15 protein-coding genes are annotated in these 19,255 nt (G+C 38.4%); 2 read left to right on the top strand and 13 right to left on the bottom strand.

Features of this window, described 5'->3' with window-relative positions; genetic code table 11:
* Window positions 1-28: 28 nt before the first annotated feature.
* The 6 genes from LC455_RS17240 to LC455_RS31745 form a co-directional block, all read right to left on the bottom strand.
* On the bottom strand, window positions 29-1,375 hold the full coding sequence (locus LC455_RS17240; protein WP_223592585.1) for an MFS transporter: 1,347 nt from the start codon (window positions 1,373-1,375) through the stop codon (window positions 29-31).
* A 323-nt stretch (window positions 1,376-1,698) separates the two neighbouring features.
* Window positions 1,699-2,391, bottom strand: coding sequence for a GntR family transcriptional regulator (locus tag LC455_RS17235; RefSeq protein WP_223592584.1), 693 nt, complete (start codon window positions 2,389-2,391; stop codon window positions 1,699-1,701).
* A gap of 441 nt (window positions 2,392-2,832) precedes the next feature.
* Window positions 2,833-3,585, bottom strand: a complete 753-nt coding sequence (locus tag LC455_RS17230) for an IclR family transcriptional regulator (protein WP_223592583.1) — start codon at window positions 3,583-3,585, stop codon at window positions 2,833-2,835.
* A gap of 257 nt (window positions 3,586-3,842) precedes the next feature.
* Entirely contained in the window at window positions 3,843-5,246 is a 1,404-nt protein-coding gene (locus LC455_RS17225; RefSeq protein ID WP_223592582.1) for an NCS1 family transporter, read from the bottom strand.
* A gap of 87 nt (window positions 5,247-5,333) precedes the next feature.
* Window positions 5,334-6,074, bottom strand: coding sequence for a maleate cis-trans isomerase family protein (locus tag LC455_RS17220; RefSeq protein WP_223592581.1), 741 nt, complete (start codon window positions 6,072-6,074; stop codon window positions 5,334-5,336).
* 99 nt (window positions 6,075-6,173) lie between these two features.
* Window positions 6,174-7,193 (bottom strand): carcinine hydrolase/isopenicillin-N N-acyltransferase family protein, encoded by a 1,020-nt coding sequence (locus LC455_RS31745; protein ID WP_223592579.1) that lies wholly within the window; start codon window positions 7,191-7,193, stop codon window positions 6,174-6,176.
* 138 nt (window positions 7,194-7,331) lie between these two features.
* On the opposite strand from LC455_RS31745, the gene LC455_RS17210 reads away from it, so the two are divergent.
* Window positions 7,332-8,237 (top strand): LysR substrate-binding domain-containing protein, encoded by a 906-nt coding sequence (locus tag LC455_RS17210; protein ID WP_223592577.1) that lies wholly within the window; start codon window positions 7,332-7,334, stop codon window positions 8,235-8,237.
* Window positions 8,238-8,321: 84 nt separating this feature from the next.
* Here the strand turns inward: LC455_RS17210 and LC455_RS17205 are convergent, their stop codons facing one another.
* The 6 genes from LC455_RS17205 to LC455_RS17180 all read right to left on the bottom strand — a co-directional run bounded on the left by LC455_RS17205 (window position 8,322) and on the right by LC455_RS17180 (window position 15,770).
* Window positions 8,322-9,584 (bottom strand): ArgE/DapE family deacylase, encoded by a 1,263-nt coding sequence (locus LC455_RS17205; RefSeq protein WP_223592576.1) that lies wholly within the window; start codon window positions 9,582-9,584, stop codon window positions 8,322-8,324.
* Window positions 9,581-10,852: an allantoate amidohydrolase gene (locus tag LC455_RS17200; protein WP_223592575.1), complete on the bottom strand. Its 1,272-nt coding sequence runs from the start codon at window positions 10,850-10,852 to the stop codon at window positions 9,581-9,583. Before LC455_RS17200 ends, LC455_RS17205 begins: the two co-directional genes overlap by 4 nt.
* Before the next feature lie 98 nt (window positions 10,853-10,950).
* Window positions 10,951-12,333 carry an allantoinase AllB gene (gene allB / locus LC455_RS17195; protein ID WP_223592574.1) on the bottom strand — a complete coding sequence of 461 codons (1,383 nt, stop codon included), beginning with the start codon at window positions 12,331-12,333 and terminating at the stop codon, window positions 10,951-10,953.
* A 314-nt stretch (window positions 12,334-12,647) separates the two neighbouring features.
* Window positions 12,648-13,313 carry a GntR family transcriptional regulator gene (locus tag LC455_RS17190; protein ID WP_223592573.1) on the bottom strand — a complete coding sequence of 222 codons (666 nt, stop codon included), beginning with the start codon at window positions 13,311-13,313 and terminating at the stop codon, window positions 12,648-12,650.
* Window positions 13,314-13,578: 265 nt separating this feature from the next.
* The gene (locus LC455_RS17185; RefSeq protein ID WP_223592572.1) at window positions 13,579-14,535 is read right to left on the bottom strand and encodes a response regulator; all 957 of its coding nucleotides are present in this window, start codon (window positions 14,533-14,535) and stop codon (window positions 13,579-13,581) included.
* A gap of 5 nt (window positions 14,536-14,540) precedes the next feature.
* Complete coding sequence (locus LC455_RS17180) at window positions 14,541-15,770, bottom strand: sensor histidine kinase (protein WP_223592570.1); 1,230 nt, start codon at window positions 15,768-15,770, stop codon at window positions 14,541-14,543.
* A gap of 205 nt (window positions 15,771-15,975) precedes the next feature.
* Here LC455_RS17180 and LC455_RS17175 point away from each other — a divergent pair, with 205 nt between their 5' ends.
* Window positions 15,976-17,235 (top strand): cation:dicarboxylate symporter family transporter, encoded by a 1,260-nt coding sequence (locus tag LC455_RS17175; protein ID WP_223592568.1) that lies wholly within the window; start codon window positions 15,976-15,978, stop codon window positions 17,233-17,235.
* 143 nt (window positions 17,236-17,378) lie between these two features.
* Here LC455_RS17175 and LC455_RS17170 read toward each other — a convergent pair whose 3' ends face one another.
* Window positions 17,379-19,091 (bottom strand): glycerol-3-phosphate dehydrogenase/oxidase, encoded by a 1,713-nt coding sequence (locus LC455_RS17170; RefSeq protein ID WP_223592566.1) that lies wholly within the window; start codon window positions 19,089-19,091, stop codon window positions 17,379-17,381.
* Between the last annotated feature and the right edge of the window lie 164 nt (window positions 19,092-19,255).

Raw genomic sequence — 19,255 nt, 5'->3', positions numbered from 1 at the left:
GTTAAATCCTCCTAATAAATTCAATGTTTTATTTTTCACTGCTGATGGTACTGCCAATTTTTTTATTGTAATTAATTAAACTTGAAACCGTTGCCAAAAGAAGACCTGCGAAGACAAACACCATTAATGCCAAGAAATAGGATCCCGTTGTGGATACAATAAGACCGACATAAATTGGTGTTATAACACCCGCAATATTTCCTGCGAAGTTCATACATCCACCGACTGTACCAATATGTTCGCGTTGTGAGATGGCAGCAGGAACACTCCAATACAAACCGCCCCAACGAAGGAAGAATAACGCAAATGATAGTGTGATAATCGCCATTGTTACTGATGTTGATTTACTTAAGGAGTAAATGGACAGTGCAGTCATGACCCCGGCTATGGATAACATCGTTCTCATAACCGTATTATAATTGCCGCCTTTTTCGCGCCACTTGTCTGTAATCCATCCGCCAATAAGTTCTCCGACAAATCCAGAGCCGAAAATAATGAGAATGGATCCTCCAATGGACTTAATATCCAAATTTTGTGTTGCAGCTAGATAGGATGGACCCCATGTCATTAATCCATAGAAAACAGTGTTAAACGAAAACCAGCCCAGACACATACACCAGAAATTGCGGGCCTTCAAGTAGTCTTTTGGGCCAATTTTCATTCCAGTAGCATTACGCTTATGTTCTTCGTATTCCTCCTCGAGTGCTTGTCGAATATATTCGCGTTCTGCTTCGTTCACTTTTGGATTGCTATTCGGTCCACCTTTAATAATTCTCCATACCCAATATGCGACGATAATGGTAAGGATACCGGCACCAATCAATGCACCGCGCCAGCCTCCGAACCATGCCATAAAGGCAACAATAATAGGACCTCCGACTGCGGTTCCAAGTGGTGCACCGCTATCAATAATGGTGGCCCCACGGCCCCTTTCCTTTGAACTAAGCCAAATCGCTTGTAATTTCGAACATCCCGGCATAACAGGGGCCTCTGTAATCCCAAGTAAAACTCGAAGAAACAAGAGTGATTTCGCACCTGAAATAAATCCTGTCAATGCTTGGACAATCCCCCATCCAAGTGCAGCACTAAATACTACTTTATCTGGGCGATATTTGTCGGCAATCCAGCCTGATGGAATTTGCATGAGGGCATATCCCCAAAAGAAGGAGCTAAGAATGAGTCCTACGATAGCTGGATCTAAACCTAAATCCTTTTGGATCGCTGGCATGGCGATAGATAATACAGCTCGGTCAACATAGTTAATGGTAACTAACATTAGCAACATAAAGAATACTCGCCAACGGATATTGGTTGGCTTTGCAGTTAACTCAATACGCGGTTCTTCCACATTTAGGTTTAAGTTACCTTTTGCCAAAAAAATTCCCCCTTTTTTCAATTTAAAGATGTTCGATGTGTTTCACTCAAAAGAAAAAGCAATGTTTAGGAATCACCCCCTTCAATTAATGGGGAACACACCTGGGGACTTAACAAGATGTTTTTAAATTAGCAAGTAACTTTTGTTTGGCATTTTAAACACAGCTTACAGATCAATGGTACCGCTTACAGTACCATCAGTAACTCTTGTGCCTTCGAATGGCGATAGTAGATTATCCGCAACTTCTGTTGTCGTCTGTCGACAGTTAATGAATCCACCTCCTAATGTTAACTATTTTGTATGTAAACCTAGAAAAACCGAACCTATTCCGTTTTTTTAGGATTTAGCTGTTTGGCAAAAATCTCTCTTAAATGCAGTAAGTCCGTTTCAAGATGCTTTTTCATCATTAACGATGCATTTTCTTCATTTCTTCGTTTAATTTGATCAAGGATTTCTTGATGTTCGTTAAAAACAATCCACTCTCGATTCTCACCCTGGAAATTTAATACTCTATAGTAATGACTTAAAGATTTTAAATCTCTAAGTTGTTTCATTAACCTTCTATTTTGACTATATTTTGTAATCAGATCATGAAATCGGCTATTTTCCTCAATTAGGGCAAGCCTATTTTGTTCACCATCCATATTAAGATACTTCTTTGCATTTACAACGGTATTTTCAATTTCTGCTATTTCCTGACTAGTTGCGTACCTTGTTGTTAATCCCGCTGCTAATGATTCAAGGGCAATACGGCATCCATATATATCCACAATATCTTTCATGGAAGGTTTATAAACTGTTATTCTTGATTTTTCATCAATAACCAATAATCCTTCCTTTTCTAATGCGCGGACTGCTTCTCTAACCGGGCTGCGACTAATATTTAATTCTCTTGCTATTCTAGCCTCAAATACACTATCACCAGGTTTTAATACCCCTTGAACAATCCTTTCTCTAATCGAATTATAGACTTGATCATAATATCTCACTGGTTTTTCTATCGAGAAAGAATCCATAGCATTCACCCATCCTGTCGTCTGTCGATACTTTTTTCTTTTTTTATATCAAAACCATTCATCACTTTCTGATGTTGCTTATTGAGAAACTGTGTTTTACTTTATTTTTTTCTAAACTAAAAATAACATCTTTACTAGACAGTTTCAATATTTATTTTCGAATTTTTCAATAATTTTTATTTTTTCATAAAAATTGGCTGTATTAAACTTGGCTGTTGATTTCCGCTCCAGGCGCTTCGCTTTCCGCGGGGAGGTCCTGGAGCCTCCTCGGCGCTTTGGCGCCTGCGGGGTCTCCAGTGACCTCTATATCCCGCAGGAGTCTCGCGCCCTCCACTCCAATCAACAGGGGTAAAAAATCAACAAATATCTTTAACACAGCCTAAAAATAAAAAGACATACCTTTGATAGTATGTCTTCATGATGGATTCTTCTTAAGTTCCATTATTTTTTGTATCCAAGTCGCTCAGAGATTTTCATTCCGACCTCAATAAGTTTATTCTTTATCAAATCAATTTTCTCCTCATTCATCCTCATAGAAGTACCTGATATACTTACTGCTCCAGTAACATCGCCAAGATGATTGAAGATCGGTGCCGCTATACAAGTAATTCCCGGTTCATTTTCTTCTCTTTCAATTCCGAAGCCTTGGTTTTTGATAGTTTTGAGAGCTTCGAATAATTCTTCCGCAGTTATGATCGTATTTTCGGTGTGCCTTGGTAAACCCTTTTGCTTAATTATTTCGATTACTTCACTATCCGGCAAGTTTGCAAGTATGACCTTGCCCGCACTCGTGCAATGCATGGGGGCACGCTTGCCTACCTGGGAGTGCATTCTTAAAGTTTCACTCCCCTCTAGTTTTTCAATGTAGACAGCTTCCTTTTGTGAATAGATGACTAAATGTATCACTTCATTTGAAATTCTTTCTAATTCCCTTAAATAAGAGGCCGCCTCCTTACGAATATCAATCGAATCTAATAACTTGTTGGCGATCTCCAAGTAAATATAGCCCAATTTATATTTCTTCGTTTCCATGTCTTGTTCAATGAAACCATTTTCCACTAACGTTGCAAGTAAACGAAAAATAGAACTTTTATTTAATTCCAGTTTTTCAGCTAGTTCAGTTACTCCTATTCCTTCTTTCCTGGCACTAATTAGTTTAATAATGGTCAATGCTCTGTCCACTGACTGCACCATTGGAATCCCTCTCTTTCATAAACATATATTTTAATGAACCATAACCTGCAATCGTAATAATTTATAAAATAGGAGTTTGCTTTTCTAGATACACTGATTCTCCTCTTTAATGTCTTTACTATTAAAGTTGCTTATTAGGTAACTTCATTTAATTTTATCTATTTTCAAATAATTTATCAATTAAAAGAATATTTCCAAAAAAAAAGTAAGTGGTTAGTACACCACTTACATTCATCTTGAACTTTTAAGCTTAAAGTCTATTTTTCAAAAATGGTTCCTTTTTTAAATACTGATTGTTTAAATCCAAATTTATTCAACAAATAGTAGGAGATGCCACCTACAATTAATCCAATTGGCCAACCAAGATCAACAACGATAAATGCACTAGCCGCGCCAATGATCATGGCGGTAACTGCAGCCATATTTAACCCGCTAAACTGACCATGCGGATTGTACAATTCATTAATTTCCACTTTTTGCTTGCGCAATATTAAATAATCTACAACTAAAATAGCCGTGATTGGTGCTAAAAATGCAGAATACGTTAGGATAAAGATTCGGAGTCCATCTGATGAACCTGGCTGAATCAATTTCCAAGGGAAGGATACCATTGCAAGCAAGCCTGCAATAACTACTGAAACTTTATATTTAACTTTTGTAAACAATTGAATGATGTATGCTGCCGGAACAATGTTTGCCACCAAGTTAACACCCACTGCTCCTAGAACGATGAAAACGGAGACGAAGAAAGTAATATAATCATTGTTTACAATTTTTGCGAACCCTTGAACAGGGTTGGCAAGACCTGTTGCAGAAGCAAGCATTACTCCAAGACTCATGACCGTAAGATACGCGACCGTAACCGGAGTAAAATACATAAGAAATCGCTTAGGAGCTGATACTCCTTCTTTCAATTCACGTGAATAATCAGATGCACTAAGGAAAAGCGCAGCGTAGTTCCCAAGGAATGCCATTGTGAATGACCAGAATTTGATTCCCCATGTTCCTTTCGCTTCTACCCAGGTTGAATGAATTACTGGAGTATGGTCTTTTAAAACTACTACAAATGCATAAATAAAGGCTGACATAAGTATTATTGCGATCAGTGAGTTCATCCACTTAATAGTGTGAAAACCTTTTAAAGATAAAACGATTTGGATGAGAACAAGAATGACAAAACTGATAGGTATACTATCAATTTTTCCTCCAGTTGCAATCTTTATGATCTCGCTTAATCCAGTGGCTCCAATCCACGACTGAAACCCATACCAAATTATTGCAGGGACACCTCTCATTATTGACGAAATAATGGCACCCTTCATACCAAAAGCCATTCTTAAATGAATTACATAGGGTACTCCCGCACGATAGCCAAAACCGTCATTAATAAGAAAAGCACCAGCGATAATAGTAGTTGCAATAAGTAATGAAACTATAGTTTGCAGCAAATTCATTGTTGCGGTTCCAGCAACAACTAAACCCGTTCCTATAGCCATATTACCTAGACTTACACCGTCCCCTGCGAACATCAGCGCGAAACTCAGTGGATTGAGTATTCTTTTTTCAGGTCTATTTGGTCGTAGACTTTCTTCCACACCTGAAAAGTCATATCCTTGTTTTGTTTGACTTCCTTGATTTGGCTGAAGTACTGGATTTGTCATAATAGATCCCCCTTTATTTTATAAAGCGACACTAATTTCCAAATTCATTTTGAGAGTTTCATTATCACTGACCATCATTGTTACTATTTATTTGTTTACTGTTGCCCTTGAAAACAATTCTCCCCAACCTTTTACTTTGGATGGATCTACATCTACCATTTTTAAGCATTCCCAAATAAGCACATTAATCGTGTCATACATTGGCAGTTTGTACTTTTCTTCATAATATTCAACCTTAGCTACTGGAGGAAAATTCGTACAAACAACACTCAAAGCATCTGCGGATAAAACTGTTACTTCCTTTATTTGTTCTTCGATTCTTTCCTGCGGTACCAAACTAAATGAACGATTGTGAGTTAAATTGAGTCCGGAAATTTTAACAGTTTCAATTCCACAGTAATTCTTATATTGTTCAGCAATTAATCTATTAATTTCATGAATATAAGGAGTTACAAGATGTACTGATTTAATATCATGCTCTTTGAATGCTCTAATTTGAGATAACATTGAAGTTGTTGCCGGGATTCCAGTTCTTTTCGTAATCTCTTCGCAAAGCTGCCGGTCTACATCAAAACCAATCCAACCGCCTGATGTTCCGTTCCATGCAATAACATCCACCTCGGCATGTGCCAGTAATTCTGCAGCTCGAAGCATTGGTTCCATATTGAATTGGCTTAATGAATCCTGCTCAAGTGAGATTTTCGTCACTTCGAAACGGCTATAATGACAAGTTACTTCCGGAACATCATGCAGTATTCTTGAGCAAATCGGCTCCAAAGCTGTATTAGATGATGGTGTCAGCATTCCAATTTTTTTAGGTTCTTTCATTATGAGATCCCTCCTGTAATTCTTTTAATTCATGCATTCTAATAATTTTAGATAAAAATAGAGCGCTTTCATTTTGTGAAATAAAGGTAAATCAAACATTTACCTTCCTAAATATTTAGCCCCTAATGGAGTGATGTTCCCAGCCCAATCAGTATAATAGCCCTCCTCATTTAGTTCAGTTAGTACAAAAGGAATCCATTTGCCCCAGGAGTTTTTATTTTCACCAAAGATAACTGAATCGACATTATCAACTTCTCCATCCGGCCAGCCGTATGTATACCAGAAAGTACGATTTAGTGGATCATATATCTCGGTACTTACTGTCCCGCTTAGAAGTCCGTGATTGGAAATAGACTTTTCGTGCGGTGCATCTGGATCAGGAGTTCTATCACTGATTATTTTTTTCATTGTTTCTAAATCAATTTGGGATGCGTTATCTTTTAAGAGTTTCATAGCTCGATGATAACGGAATTCGGAAGAATCAAAATGAATCGAATTTCCTCTTTTGCTATCATCGAGTGGTATCATCGTATCCGTTTCCCACCTATTGGCTCTTGCTGCTATTCCATTGTCTTTGATGGAGAATTTCTCTGCCACTGTAACAGTCTTATAGCCAACTTCTACAACAGCCATGTTCCCATTAATATCGGCAAAAAGGTAATTACCCTGGGCTCCGATTCCTTTTGGATTCTCTTTAACAAATTTAATTGCTTCATCGACCGTCGAAATCTTTGCTCCCATTTTTAAAAACCAATCAACAGCATCTAGTTTATACGGATTTTCCATTTCTTTAGGTACGACCCATGATCTAGTCCAGGAAAAACCTGTTTCATTCATCCCTCTATCCGAACCAATATTAACCAGTTCTCCGGAAGTGTCTTTAATAAGACAGGGAGTATGCACGAATTTATATCCTCCCTCTTTTGGAATTGTCACACATACAGGTTTTCTCGGACCTTCGAGGTAAGGGTTATCACTAGTAGATGCCAAAAACACACGCCTGCCTATGGTCGCTGTACCAGTTGCTCCCATTATGGTACAAGCTGCTAAGGCCGAATGGTCGGAACCAAAAATAAGAAGAATGGCACCTACTATTACTAGGTTTAATATTATTTTCACTTTTTTTCCTCCATTAATTTAAAATAAATTGAATATTCATTTAATTGAATTATAATTGTAATTAGTTTATAGCGGAAATACTGATTTTTTATGTGTCCTATAAGTCTATGCTTATAGTTATAAGGAAGAGGGAATCCTATGGATATTGAGCAAATGTATCGTATTTTTTTAACCCTGGCTAAGGATAAGAATTTTTCTAGAGTAGCAGAAAAATTACATATTTCTCAGCCTGCTGTTAGTCAACATATTAAAAACCTGGAAAAGTTGTACAATGTTCCATTATTTATTCGCTCGAAGAATGTATTATTGACTCCTGCAGGCGAAACATTAGTAACCTATGCGGAGAAAATTCTCTCTTTATATGACCAATCATTCCTAGCAACCCAAGAACAAAAGACTAGCAATAACCCAATAAAAGTTGGTACAAGTTTAACCATAGGTACTTATTTTCTCCCAAGAATAATATCCCAGTGCAAAAAAAATATGGTTGATAATGTTATTCATGTGAAGGTTGGGAAAACGAAAGAAGTTATTCAAAAACTTTTAAATGATGAAATTGATGTGGCACTCATAGTTGAGGAAATACAAATGAAGTTGCTGATAGCAGAACCATTCGCTGAAGATGAGATTGTTTTAATCATCTCACCAGATCACTCTTGGGCCAAAAACCATGAATTAGGAATCAAAGAGCTTCTTGAAGCAAATTTTATTATTATGGAAACCGGTTCTCATAAGCTTGCAGAGGATACATTGAGACGACTTGGAATTGAATTTACCCCCTCGAATTCGATGGAGATAGGAGATACAGAGGCACTGAAAAGTTCTGTAGAAAATGGGTTAGGAGTAGGAATTGTATTCTACTCGGCTGTACAAAACGAAGTGCAAAAGGGAACCTTAAAAGTCTTGAGAATTGATGGACATAAAATGTTTCAAAAATTTTACTGGGTGACAAAGCCTAACTTATATTCAAATAAAAATGTCGATATGCTAAAAGAAATCATTTTTTCCAAGAATATTCATGTTGCTTCAATAGAAAAAAATTAAATGAGCAACTCAACAGAAAAGAGTCAGAGCAATAAACAAAACGAGGGTGCCCCTAAAAGATATACTTTTTGGGACACCCTATTTTTAGTTTTGTTCCTTTAATAGATCATATAATGATAGTGCAACAATTTTCGTTGCTTTGATTAAATCATCTATTTTCACATGCTCGTCTGCACGGTGCCCATTTGCCTCCAATAATGTTCTAGGGCCAGCACCAAATAAAACAACGGGAATATCTGCTTCATAGAAGTGACGAGCATCCGTATACAACGGAGAACCTACTATTGGAAGCTCTTCTCCATCCATAATTTCTGACCAATTTGCGGCGAAAGATTGTACCAATGGAGAATTGACAGGTACAGGGCCAAAACTGCGTGCCAATAAAATTTGATTAACTTCTGCTTCCACCCCTGGATAATTTTCAAGTGCTTCGGCAATGACATTCCGAATTTCAGCTTCTGCAGCCTGTGGATTTTCTTCAGGAATTAATCGTCTATCAAGACGAATCGAAGCTGTATCAGGGACAACATTCGTATTAATACCACCTGAAATCAATCCAACTACTAGATTAGGAGAACCAACATTAGGAATATTGGATTTTATCTTCGTGAAACCCTTTCTGTATTCATAAAGTGCACTTAATACACCTGTCATCGCTTCCAGGGCATCATGTCCATATTGCGGCTCTGCAGCATGTGCAGACTTGCCTTTTAATTTTACTTCCAAATGCAGGCAGCCATTATGAGCATTGACAAGGGAATATGTAAATCCCGGACAAATTGCCATATCAGGGTTTATTAGCCCTTTCTCGAGCAGCCATTTTGGTCCGATGTCACCGCCAGTTTCTTCATCAAACGTAAATGCCAATGAAATTTTTCCGTTTAATGTTTCTTTTAATTGCCTTAAGGCTAATGCAGCGAATGTAAAAGAAGCGATATCCGATTTTGAAACAGCCGCACCGCGGCCATAAAGTTTTCCATCCACAATATTGCCACCATAAGGATCTTGCGTCCAGCCAAGACCAGGAGGTACCACATCCCCATGAGAGTTTAAAGTGATTTCCGGACCTTTAGTGTTTCCGAACGTTTGAAATCCCACCACATTGGAGGCCTTAATCATTCCAACCGCTTTCACTTTTTCTTCTTCTACTTCATTGATTGAAACATTTTCAAATTGAAAATCCTTTAGGCTCTGAAAAATATGTTCTGCAATTTTTTGGCAGTCACCTGGAGGATTATCAGACGGAATCGCTACAAGCCCTTTTAAAAAGCCAATTAAGTTTTCTTGTTGCTCATCAATAAAATCGATAATTTGTTGTTTTTCTGGACTTAATGTTTTAGTTGTCATCTTATACTCTCCTTAATTTTGTTTTTATGATTGCTGGTTAACTGAATAATAGATTCCAGTAAAACCATGGTTCCCATTTCCATATCTTCAACCGAGGCGAATTCCTTTGGATTATGGCTGATCCCGCCCTTACAACGGACAAAGATCATTCCTATCTTTGTTAGGTCAGCCATCGCCATCGCATCATGCCCGGCACCACTGACTAATGAAATCGGGTTCATTCCATTTAATAGAATGGCAGCTTCAATGGCAGCCTTCATTTCTTGATCACAAAGGACTGGTGCTGTTTCCATGACTTTCTTATACTCGAAAGTTAAATGACGTTTTTTACAAATTTCATGCGCAGTACGGAAGATTTCTTTTATAACACGCTCCTTCCTGTTAATATCTGTGTCACGAATATCTAATGTACCGGTTACTTCACCTGGTATCACATTACTTGCCCCGGGATTAACAGTTAACATTCCTACGGTTGCTACAATAGGAGCATTCTCCTTAGCCAATTTTTCAATTTCAAGAATAAATTCGGATGCACCGATAAGAGCATCTTTTCTTAGTAGAATGGGAACTGTGCCGGCATGCCCTGCAAAACCGGTTATTTTAAAGGTATACCGGGAAGCACCGGCAATACCTGTTACAACCCCAACCGGTTGACCTAAATCTTCTAGAACAGGCCCCTGTTCAATGTGAAGCTCAAGATAACATAGAACGTCATTTGGATGATAGGCGGCTTCTTGATATCGAACAGGCTTCAATCCCAATTGTTTTAATGTTTCCCTTAACGAAATTCCCTTTTCATCCATTGCATATAAGGTCTCTTCTTTAAATGTACCCGCAATTGCCTTACTACCTAAAAAAGTTGTATGGAATCGAACTCCCTCTTCATCGCTAAACCCAATAACCTCAATTGGGTTTTCCATTCTGTATCCGCTTTCAGAGAGGGCACTTACGATTTCAATCCCGGAAATAACCCCTAGCATTCCATCATATTTTCCACCGTCAATCACAGTATCGAGATGTGACCCAATTAGGATGGCAGGCGCCTCCCGATTCATTCCCTCATAACGGCCGATAATATTATTAAGGTGATCAACGCGAACCGTCATCCCCGCATCAATCATCCATTTTTCAACTAACTTTTGCCCTTCTTGGAACTCTTGTGTAAAGGCCAACCGAGTTACACCCTCTGATGATTTAGAAATCCTTCCTAACTCATCAATTCTTTGAGATATTCTCTGACCGTTGATTTTTCGCTTGAGGTCCAGCAACTGACATCCTCCTTAGCCTGATTCAATCCCATAACAAAGCGAGAACCACATGGGCAAATCCTTGGTATGGAATGGTTTTGTTGTTTCGATAAAATAAATTAAATTTCTACTAAACTACTGTTGGCGGAAATAAACTTACCTATTGGTTTTCCAACTATTCCCTCTTCAAGATCGAATACTAGCTGCCCCCTAACAAAGGTTTTCGTCACCCGGCAATTAATGGTCCGGCCAATATACGGGCTTTGCTGATGACGATAATATAAGTCTTCTTTCTGGACAGTATAGGTTTGATTCGGATCGATGAGGATGATATCTGCATCTTTTCCGAAGTCGATACTTCCTTTTTGAGGTAAATTAAATCTCTCAGCAGGTTTGGCTGCAATCATCTGGGCAAAACGATTTATAGGCAACCTACGTTTTTTAACCGCTTCATCAAACATTAAATCAACATTATTTTGGCAGCCGCTGATTCCTCCCCAGATTTCAAAAATATTTTTTGTATCGCTTTGCTTCATTTCAGGAGGACATGGGGAATGATCGGAAGTCAACATATCAATTTTTCCTTCCAAAAGAGCTTCCCATAATAGATCCTGTTCTGCTTTTTCACGTAATGGAGGTGCACATTTAGCAACAGGTCCAATTTTTTCAAATGCTTCCAAATCAAGGGTAAAATAGTGTGGACAAGATTCTAAAGTAACATCTTGGCCTTCTTTACGCGCTTTTAGAATTTCCTCTACCGCACGTTTACTGCTGATATGAACAAAATGCAGTTTACACCCTGTTTCTTTTGCTAAAAATAAAGCTCGTCTTACTGCATCCACTTCGGCAATAACTGGTCTGGACTCTACATAATCTCGAATGCTTGCCTTCCCCTGCTTGATTTTGTCAAGCGCATAGTTATCCGTGAATTCTGCATTTTCCGCATGGATGGAGAGAACATGCCCTAATTCCGCCAATTTCTTCATTCCCTGGAAAAGTGTGTAGTCATCCACATTTTTGAAATCACCAATTTCATCCGTGCCGCATGTCGCCATAAAACATTTATAGGCTACTACACCTTCATCAGAGAGATCTTTTAAATCATCAATGTTTCCTGGAACTAATCCCCCATATAGCGCATAATCAACATAGGCTTTGTTTTCTGCAGATTGTAATTTTAGTCTTAACGACTCTTTATCAGTGGTAGCTGGAAGTGCATTTAAAGGCATATCGACAAAAGCGGTCGTTCCACCTGCTGCCAAAGCCTTTGTCCCTGTTTCAAAGCCTTCCCATTCCTTTCTCCCAGGCTCACAAATATGAACATGGGTATCAATCATCCCTGGCAGGACAAATTGATTAGAAGCATCAACCACTTCTTTTGAGGTATCCGTAATATTGGGGGATATTTCGATGATCTTTCCATTCTTAATACCAATATCAACCTGTTCCACAGAATTCTTCAACACAACATTTCCATTTTTTATGACCAAATCATAGTTCATATCCCCTAATCCTCCTATTTATGAATAATGGTTTTTTATATGTTGGAGACTTTCTCCCCCAATGAGACGTTTTCTGAAGCATCAACATTTAGTTGTTTATTGAGCAACTACGTTTCACCTTGTGGGCAAAAAAAGATAAAATTGATATTCTGATCTATTTGTTCGATCACCACCTTAATAAATTAATATGTAAAATCCTCTCCTACTAAAAGATCTATAAAGGAGAAGAAGAACATCCAGCATGAACTAACGTTTTATAAGTACTGCCTAAAAAGGGGTAAGCGTTTTCAGTCGATTCAAAAAAATTTATATTTTTACGTAAGAAGTTCCGAAAAAGATGTGGAGAGCGGAAGGATATCGCTAAAATGAAGATTCGATTCAATTTCTTTCAGATGATCGACAGTTAATTTTACAGCTAAATCTTCATCTCTTTGTTTGATCGCATGAAAGATTTCAAGATGGTTACAACATGTCCCATTTCTCTCTTTCCCCCTGCCATAAATGGAAATAATAACATACGTTAACGAAATTAAATCCTCAAGATACTGGTAAAAATAAGAATTGCCCGCCATTTCTGCTATTTTCAAATGAAAATCTCCAGACATTTGCAATGCTTCAATGTACTCTCCCTGTTCAATTTCTCTTAATTCTTCTTGAACCAAATTTTCAAGTTCTTGAATCTGTTCCTGGTTATATAATCGACAAGCTTTTCGAACTGCCTCTGCCTCAAGAATTCTTCTCATTTCAAATACTTCTTTTGCTTCTTCTTTTGAAGAACAGGTAACAAATGCACCTTTATTCTCAATAATTTTTACCAGCCGCTCATAGGACAATCTCCGAAGTACATTACGGACTGGAGTTCGGCTAACTCCAAAAGAATTGGCAATTTCCTTTTCAACCAATTGCATATTTGGAAAGAGTTTTCGTTGGAGAATCGCTTGTTTGATCTTTTTGTAAATTTCTAATTCCTTGGAATTCATTTTTCGTTAGCCCTCTCTTTTAAATTTCAATATGATAAGCATCGACTAAGAATCCCAGAATGAGAAATATAAAAGCTTACTAAAAGGCTTTTATTGTATTTCTTTTGGAATACTTGATTGTATACAATTTCTATAAATAGATTACTCCAGATTCTACTTATTCGCAAGCATTTTCTGAAAAATTAAAAAATTATATTATAATAATTTCTGCCGGTACAATGGCAAAAATCACCACAGGAATCACCACAGGGACGGTTCTCATGGCTCAAAAAAAGCCGCGAGAACCGTCCCCGTGGTCTCCCCGTCTCATCCTAACCTTCGTCTCCATGAGTAAAGCATGGAAGAATTTTTTGATGTCAATTCGGGTGGTTGTAGTTTGGTTTTTTCCTTCGAGTTCGAGCATTTTCATTCGTACTTGGGTATAGTCAAACAATTTGGATGAGTAGTACTCAAATGTAGGGTTGGCAAAATCAGTTAAACCCAGTGAGGCAAGATGCTCGAGAACCTGTTGGAGGGTTCGGCGAATCCGTTGTTCCACAGCTTTACCTTCTTTTCTTACTGCCTCAGGTGTAATGGATGAACCGAGCCGCTTTTTGGCCGCCTGCTCATATAGCTCTTTTAAAGGCGGAATATCCCGATTTCCTTCCGTGTCCCATTGGTGCAAAATCGGTAAAAGATCTAAGAGATCCTTTTCACCACTCTTACCTACAATCCCAAGTTCAAGAAGGATACTTTTAGCAGCGGAATTAAACGAAGGTTGTTTTTCCTGACGAGTATTATCAAAAGGAAGATCGTTTCTATTGTGCTTCGTTAAAAAGCTTAATGATTTTTGGATGTTATGAAGTGATTTTTCCAGCACCAAGTAGTCACTTACTTTCTTAATGACACTTACCACCTCAAGGCGGTTAATCGGCTTTGTGATATAATGCTCGACACCTAGGGAATACGCTTCGCTAATCATATCCTTCGTTTCGACTTGAGAGATCATGATGATTTTTCCATGAAAGGAGGGAGCGATTTCTCTCACCGTCTCAATCCCGTCCCTTACGGGCATGAGCAGATCAATCATTAGGATATCGACATCCAGCATGGCAAGGTTATCAGCATTCACTTCAGCGCCGTCCGCTGCCTCCCCGACCACCGTACCCAATCCTTCTTCTTCAATAATATTAGAGAGCATCCCTCTGATAGTGGCAGTATCATCGATAATAAAAAAATTCACGGTAATCACTCCTTTTTTATTAAATTTCCAACCGGAAGTAGAATTTCAAAGGTTGTTCCTTTTTCTTTTGAAGACTCAATCAGGTGAATTTTACCGTTGAGATTTTCGATGACATTTTTTGTGTAAGATAAACCGATTCCATTTGAAGCAATTCCAGCTTGATCATATTTCGTTGTAAAGCCTGGTTCAAAAATATACACTTTATTTTTTTCAGAAATTCCGCTTCCATTATCCTTTATCGTTATTTTGACAAAGTCTTGAATCCTTTCAACTGTTACCACAATCTGCCCCTCCTGATGGATGGCTTCCACAGCATTGGCGAGAAGATTATTGATTAGGGAAAGGATGATAAAGGTACGGTACTTGGGATGTTCATTGTGAATTATCACCTGAAAATCAATCGTTTTCTCTAGCAACTCACTATAATTATTATTTGAGATGGTTGCAACAGAAATGATTTCCCGAATGTTCATAAAGTCATCTAGCTTTTCTTTGGCCATTAATTTGGACAAACCGGCATATATGCGTTGATTATCTTTTTTAATTTCATGTAATTCCCCTGCGATTTTCAGCATCTCCTGCGCTTGATTTGGAATGTTTAGAGCTTTTAAATCACGATAAATGGAGTAGCAGGCGCTGGTTAACTTCTCCGCATTTTTCGCTGATTTTTCCAATTGAAACATTTCTACATATAAATTTGAGACTAATAGTAAAACCTCTTCGGTCCGCTTCCGTTGCTGCTCTTCAGCCAGCCTTGTTTCACGTACTAAGATCGTATTGAAAAAACCGAGCACAAAGAAACTGCGGATGATCGCAACCCCCACAATAATGAAGAAGCTCGAGTTTGTCATTTTCATATCGGTTGTAAAATGACGAATGGTCATTTCAGTAAAATTACCCATGATTTCAAGCACCATTCCAAGCAGACCAATGAGAAGCGGCCGGTGATACAATTTTTTCACTTTAAAAATATGAAAAAACAGGCCGTAGACCATGTAATAAAAAAACACGGGAAAATGGTTAGGGAAATGGAATGAGCCAACTTCAACCTTGTCCAGAATGATCCGAAAACAAACAACTGCACTTCCTGTTAAAAAGCCGGCCAAAACAGGATGGATCTTACGTGACCATAACAATATAAAGAAGAAAACAGTTGTACTCATGCTGAATCTTAAATCAGCACCGCTTATTGGGTAATACTTTAATTCGCCTGTAATGGGCACAGCAATGATCATAAATAAATACGCTAATAATTTATCGCGAATACCATTATCCCCCATCTATAGTTGAAAAATTTTGTTAATTATAAAAATTATTTATTCAACTTTGTAGTTTTTTGTAGTTTATCGTAGGTTGTACGTTAATGTTAATAGTGAAATCGTTTGCATAATACTTTCTACTATAATAGTATCAAAAAATGTATCGATGGGAGAGAAGCGAATGAAAAAAATTAGTTTAGCATGGCAAATTTTTATTGGTTTAGTCCTTGGTATTACTGTGGGAGCCATTTTTTATGGCAATCCACATATAGAGCAATTTTTACAGCCGATTGGAACCATCTTTTTACGATTAATTAAAATGATCGTGGTTCCGATTGTCATTTCCTGCCTTGTTGTGGGTGTAGCCGGTACTGGCGATATGAAATCGTTAGGAAAGCTCGGCGGTAAAACACTTCTTTATTTTGAAATCATTACAACGATTGCGATACTTGTTGGTTTGTTAGTAGCGAATGTTTTCCATCCAGGTTCTGGCGTGGATCGTTCACAACTTATTAAATCAGATATCAGTTCCTATGTTACAACGGAAAAAGCAACGGAGTCCCACTCTCATATTGATACTTTTGTAAATATCGTACCGACCAATGTGGTTCAGGCTTTTGCAAATGGAGATATGCTGGCGATTATTTTCTTCTCCGTTATGTTTGGTATTGGTGTTGCAGCAATTGGTGAAAAAGGCAAACCGATTATTGAGTTTTTTAGAGGCACCGCTGATGCCATGTTCTATGTAACCAATCAGATTATGAAGCTTGCTCCATTAGGGGTGTTTGCTTTAATCGGTGTTACGGTTTCAAAATTTGGTTTAGAATCACTTATTCCGCTTGGCAAACTAGTCTTTACCGTTTATGGTGCGATGGCCTTCTTTACGATCGTGGTTCTCGGTATTGTGGCGAAAATCGCGGGCTATAACATTTTCAAATTATTAGCTTATTTGAAAGACGAATTAATTCTCGGCTATTCGACTGCGAGTTCGGAAACGGTTCTTCCTAAAATTATGGAAAAAATGGAGCGGATCGGCTGTCCGAAAGGGATTACATCTTTTGTCATACCGACTGGTTATTCCTTTAATCTTGATGGCTCTACATTGTATCAGGCAATTGCGGCGTTGTTTATTGCGCAAATGTATGGCATTCATATGAGCATTGGCCACCAGATCACATTAGTTCTTATTTTAATGATTACCTCGAAAGGGATTGCTGGTGTCCCAGGTGTTTCGATTGTTGTTCTGCTTTCAACGTTAGGAAGTGTTGGTGTTCCTGTAGAGGGCTTGGCGTTTATTTTAGGCGTAGACAGGCTGCTAGACATGGCACGTACATGTGTAAACATTGTTGGTAACTCACTTGCTGCCATTGTTATTTCTAAGTGGGAAGGTCATAAAATCAAAGAACACGACAAAGTACATCACGAAAAACAAGTCGCATAAGGCGATTCATTGGTACTATTTTTATAAAAGTTTTTGCTTTAAATAGGCACAACTAGCTGAAAGCAGCTGGTTGTGCCTTTTGGTTTTTAAGAACCACAGGGATGGTTCTCATGGTATTTCGACCGCAAGAATCGTCCCCCTGATCACGCTGATTCCTCTTTCCAAAACTCAGCGCCACTAGAACCGTCCCCCTGGTCTTCGTCAACGGCGGTCGTGGCTTGATGGATAAACATCTCTATTTCAATTTGGTAATGTTCTAATTGGTCATTGCTCCAATTTAGTTCATTCGCCATTAATTCTGCAACTTTCTGCTTCCATTGGTGGACCCAATCCATATTAAACAGCAACGCACCGGTTCTTCGAATAAAAAAGTCACTAGGTGTTACGGTCATTTCTTCATGGATGGCATACATGACTTGAGCGTAAACATCCAATGGCAGACCGAAGGTTAAGGCAGCCTCATTATATTTATCTACTAACGCGAATAAGCTATCGACATTGGAACCGTAAAGCTTAGCAAGTTTTTGAGATTGTTCATTTGTAAGTCCTAATTTTACTCCTTCTTTTGTCTTATCTTCTATGAAAGCAGGCAAATTTTTCGAACCACCAACATCTCCACCAGAAATAGGCAAATATTTGGTTTGGCATTTTCCAAAATCGCCAACACCCTCTCGAATGAACTGTTGGTTTAATAAATCAACGACCATCTCAGCCATTTTTCGATAGCCCGTTAATTTCCCTCCGGCGATCGTGATTAAGCCAGACTCGGATTCCCATATTTCATCCTTACGAGAAATTTCTGATGCGGATTTCCCGGATTCATGGATAAGTGGTCTTAACCCCGACCAACTGGATTCAATATCTTTTTCCGTTATCCCTACTCCTGGAAACATAAAGTTAATCGCCTTGATTACATACTCTTTATCCGCTTTCGTTAAGCGCGGATTGGCCATATCCTCGTTATACACCGTATCTGTCGTGCCAACATAGGTTTTGCCATCTCTAGGAATGGCAAATACCATTCGCTTGTCGGGTGTATCAAAGTAAATTGCTTGTTTAAGCGGGAAAACACTTTGGTCAAAGACAAGGTGAATTCCTTTTGTTAATTGCAGATGCTTTCCTTTTTTCGACTGATCCATCTCCCGAACAGAATCAACCCAAGGACCCGCTGCATTGACTACCTTTTTCGCAAATATTTTATAGGCTTTGTTGGTCAACTGATCCACCACTTCTGCCCCCACCACTTTTCCATTATCGTACAGTAACTTTTCTACTTTTGCGTAGTTTACGGCTAGTGCCCCTTTATCGACGGCTTGTTTAATGACTTCGATTGTCAATCTTGCGTCATCCGTACGGTATTCCACATAATAGCCGCCGCCTTTTAGTCCCTCTTTTCTTAACAGCGGTTCACGTTTATGTGTTTCAGATGCACTAAGCATACTGCGGCGTTCATTTTTTTTAACATCTGCTAAAAAATCGTACACCTTCAAGCCAATGGAAGTGGAGAACTTGCCGAACGTTCCACCATCTTGAATGGGTAACAGCATCCACTCAGGCGTCGTGACGTGAGGGCCATTTTCATAGACAATCGCACGCTCTTTCCCCACTTCCGCTACCATTTTCACTTCGAATTGTTTTAAATAGCGCAGGCCGCCGTGAACCAGTTTCGTGGACCGGCTTGAGGTACCTGCTGCGAAATCCTGCATTTCAACAAGACCCACTTTCATTCCTCGTGTGGTGGCATCAAGGGCAATGCCACTGCCAGTAATTCCTCCACCTATCACTAAAATATCAAGATTTTCTTTTGACATTGTTGAAAGTTGTTCCAATCTTTTTTTACTAGAAAAAGTCCCCATTTCAATCGCTCCTATTTTGAAATTTTTTCCATATAAGCAAAAACAAAAAGAGACCAAAACAAACCTATACAAGTGTATTCTTGTATACGTTGTTTGGTCTCTCCTAATCTCCAACCAATATATTAACTTATTAAAAATATACCATATTCTTACTGATGATGCAA

The sequence above is a fragment of the Neobacillus bataviensis genome (assembly GCF_019969725.1).
The sequence above is the reverse complement of the archived record's forward strand: the minus strand, read 5'-3'. Positions and strand labels throughout refer to the sequence as shown.

Bases quoted from the DNA above. Each gene is read 5' to 3' on its own strand.
- LC455_RS17205 (WP_223592576.1), bottom strand. From the start codon at position 9,584: ATGACAACTAAAACATTAAGTCCAGAAAAACAACAAATTATCGATTTT.
- allB (WP_223592574.1), bottom strand. From the start codon at position 12,333: ATGAACTATGATTTGGTCATAAAAAATGGAAATGTTGTGTTGAAGAAT.
- LC455_RS17180 (WP_223592570.1), bottom strand. From the start codon at position 15,770: ATGATCATTGCTGTGCCCATTACAGGCGAATTAAAGTATTACCCAATA.
- LC455_RS17230 (WP_223592583.1), bottom strand. From the start codon at position 3,585: ATGGTGCAGTCAGTGGACAGAGCATTGACCATTATTAAACTAATTAGT.
- LC455_RS17190 (WP_223592573.1), bottom strand. From the start codon at position 13,313: ATGAATTCCAAGGAATTAGAAATTTACAAAAAGATCAAACAAGCGATT.
- LC455_RS17220 (WP_223592581.1), bottom strand. From the start codon at position 6,074: ATGAAAGAACCTAAAAAAATTGGAATGCTGACACCATCATCTAATACA.
- LC455_RS17225 (WP_223592582.1), bottom strand. From the start codon at position 5,246: ATGACAAATCCAGTACTTCAGCCAAATCAAGGAAGTCAAACAAAACAA.
- LC455_RS17235 (WP_223592584.1), bottom strand. From the start codon at position 2,391: ATGGATTCTTTCTCGATAGAAAAACCAGTGAGATATTATGATCAAGTC.
- LC455_RS17210 (WP_223592577.1), top strand. From the start codon at position 7,332: ATGGATATTGAGCAAATGTATCGTATTTTTTTAACCCTGGCTAAGGAT.
- LC455_RS17175 (WP_223592568.1), top strand. From the start codon at position 15,976: ATGAAAAAAATTAGTTTAGCATGGCAAATTTTTATTGGTTTAGTCCTT.
- LC455_RS17170 (WP_223592566.1), bottom strand. From the start codon at position 19,091: ATGGGGACTTTTTCTAGTAAAAAAAGATTGGAACAACTTTCAACAATG.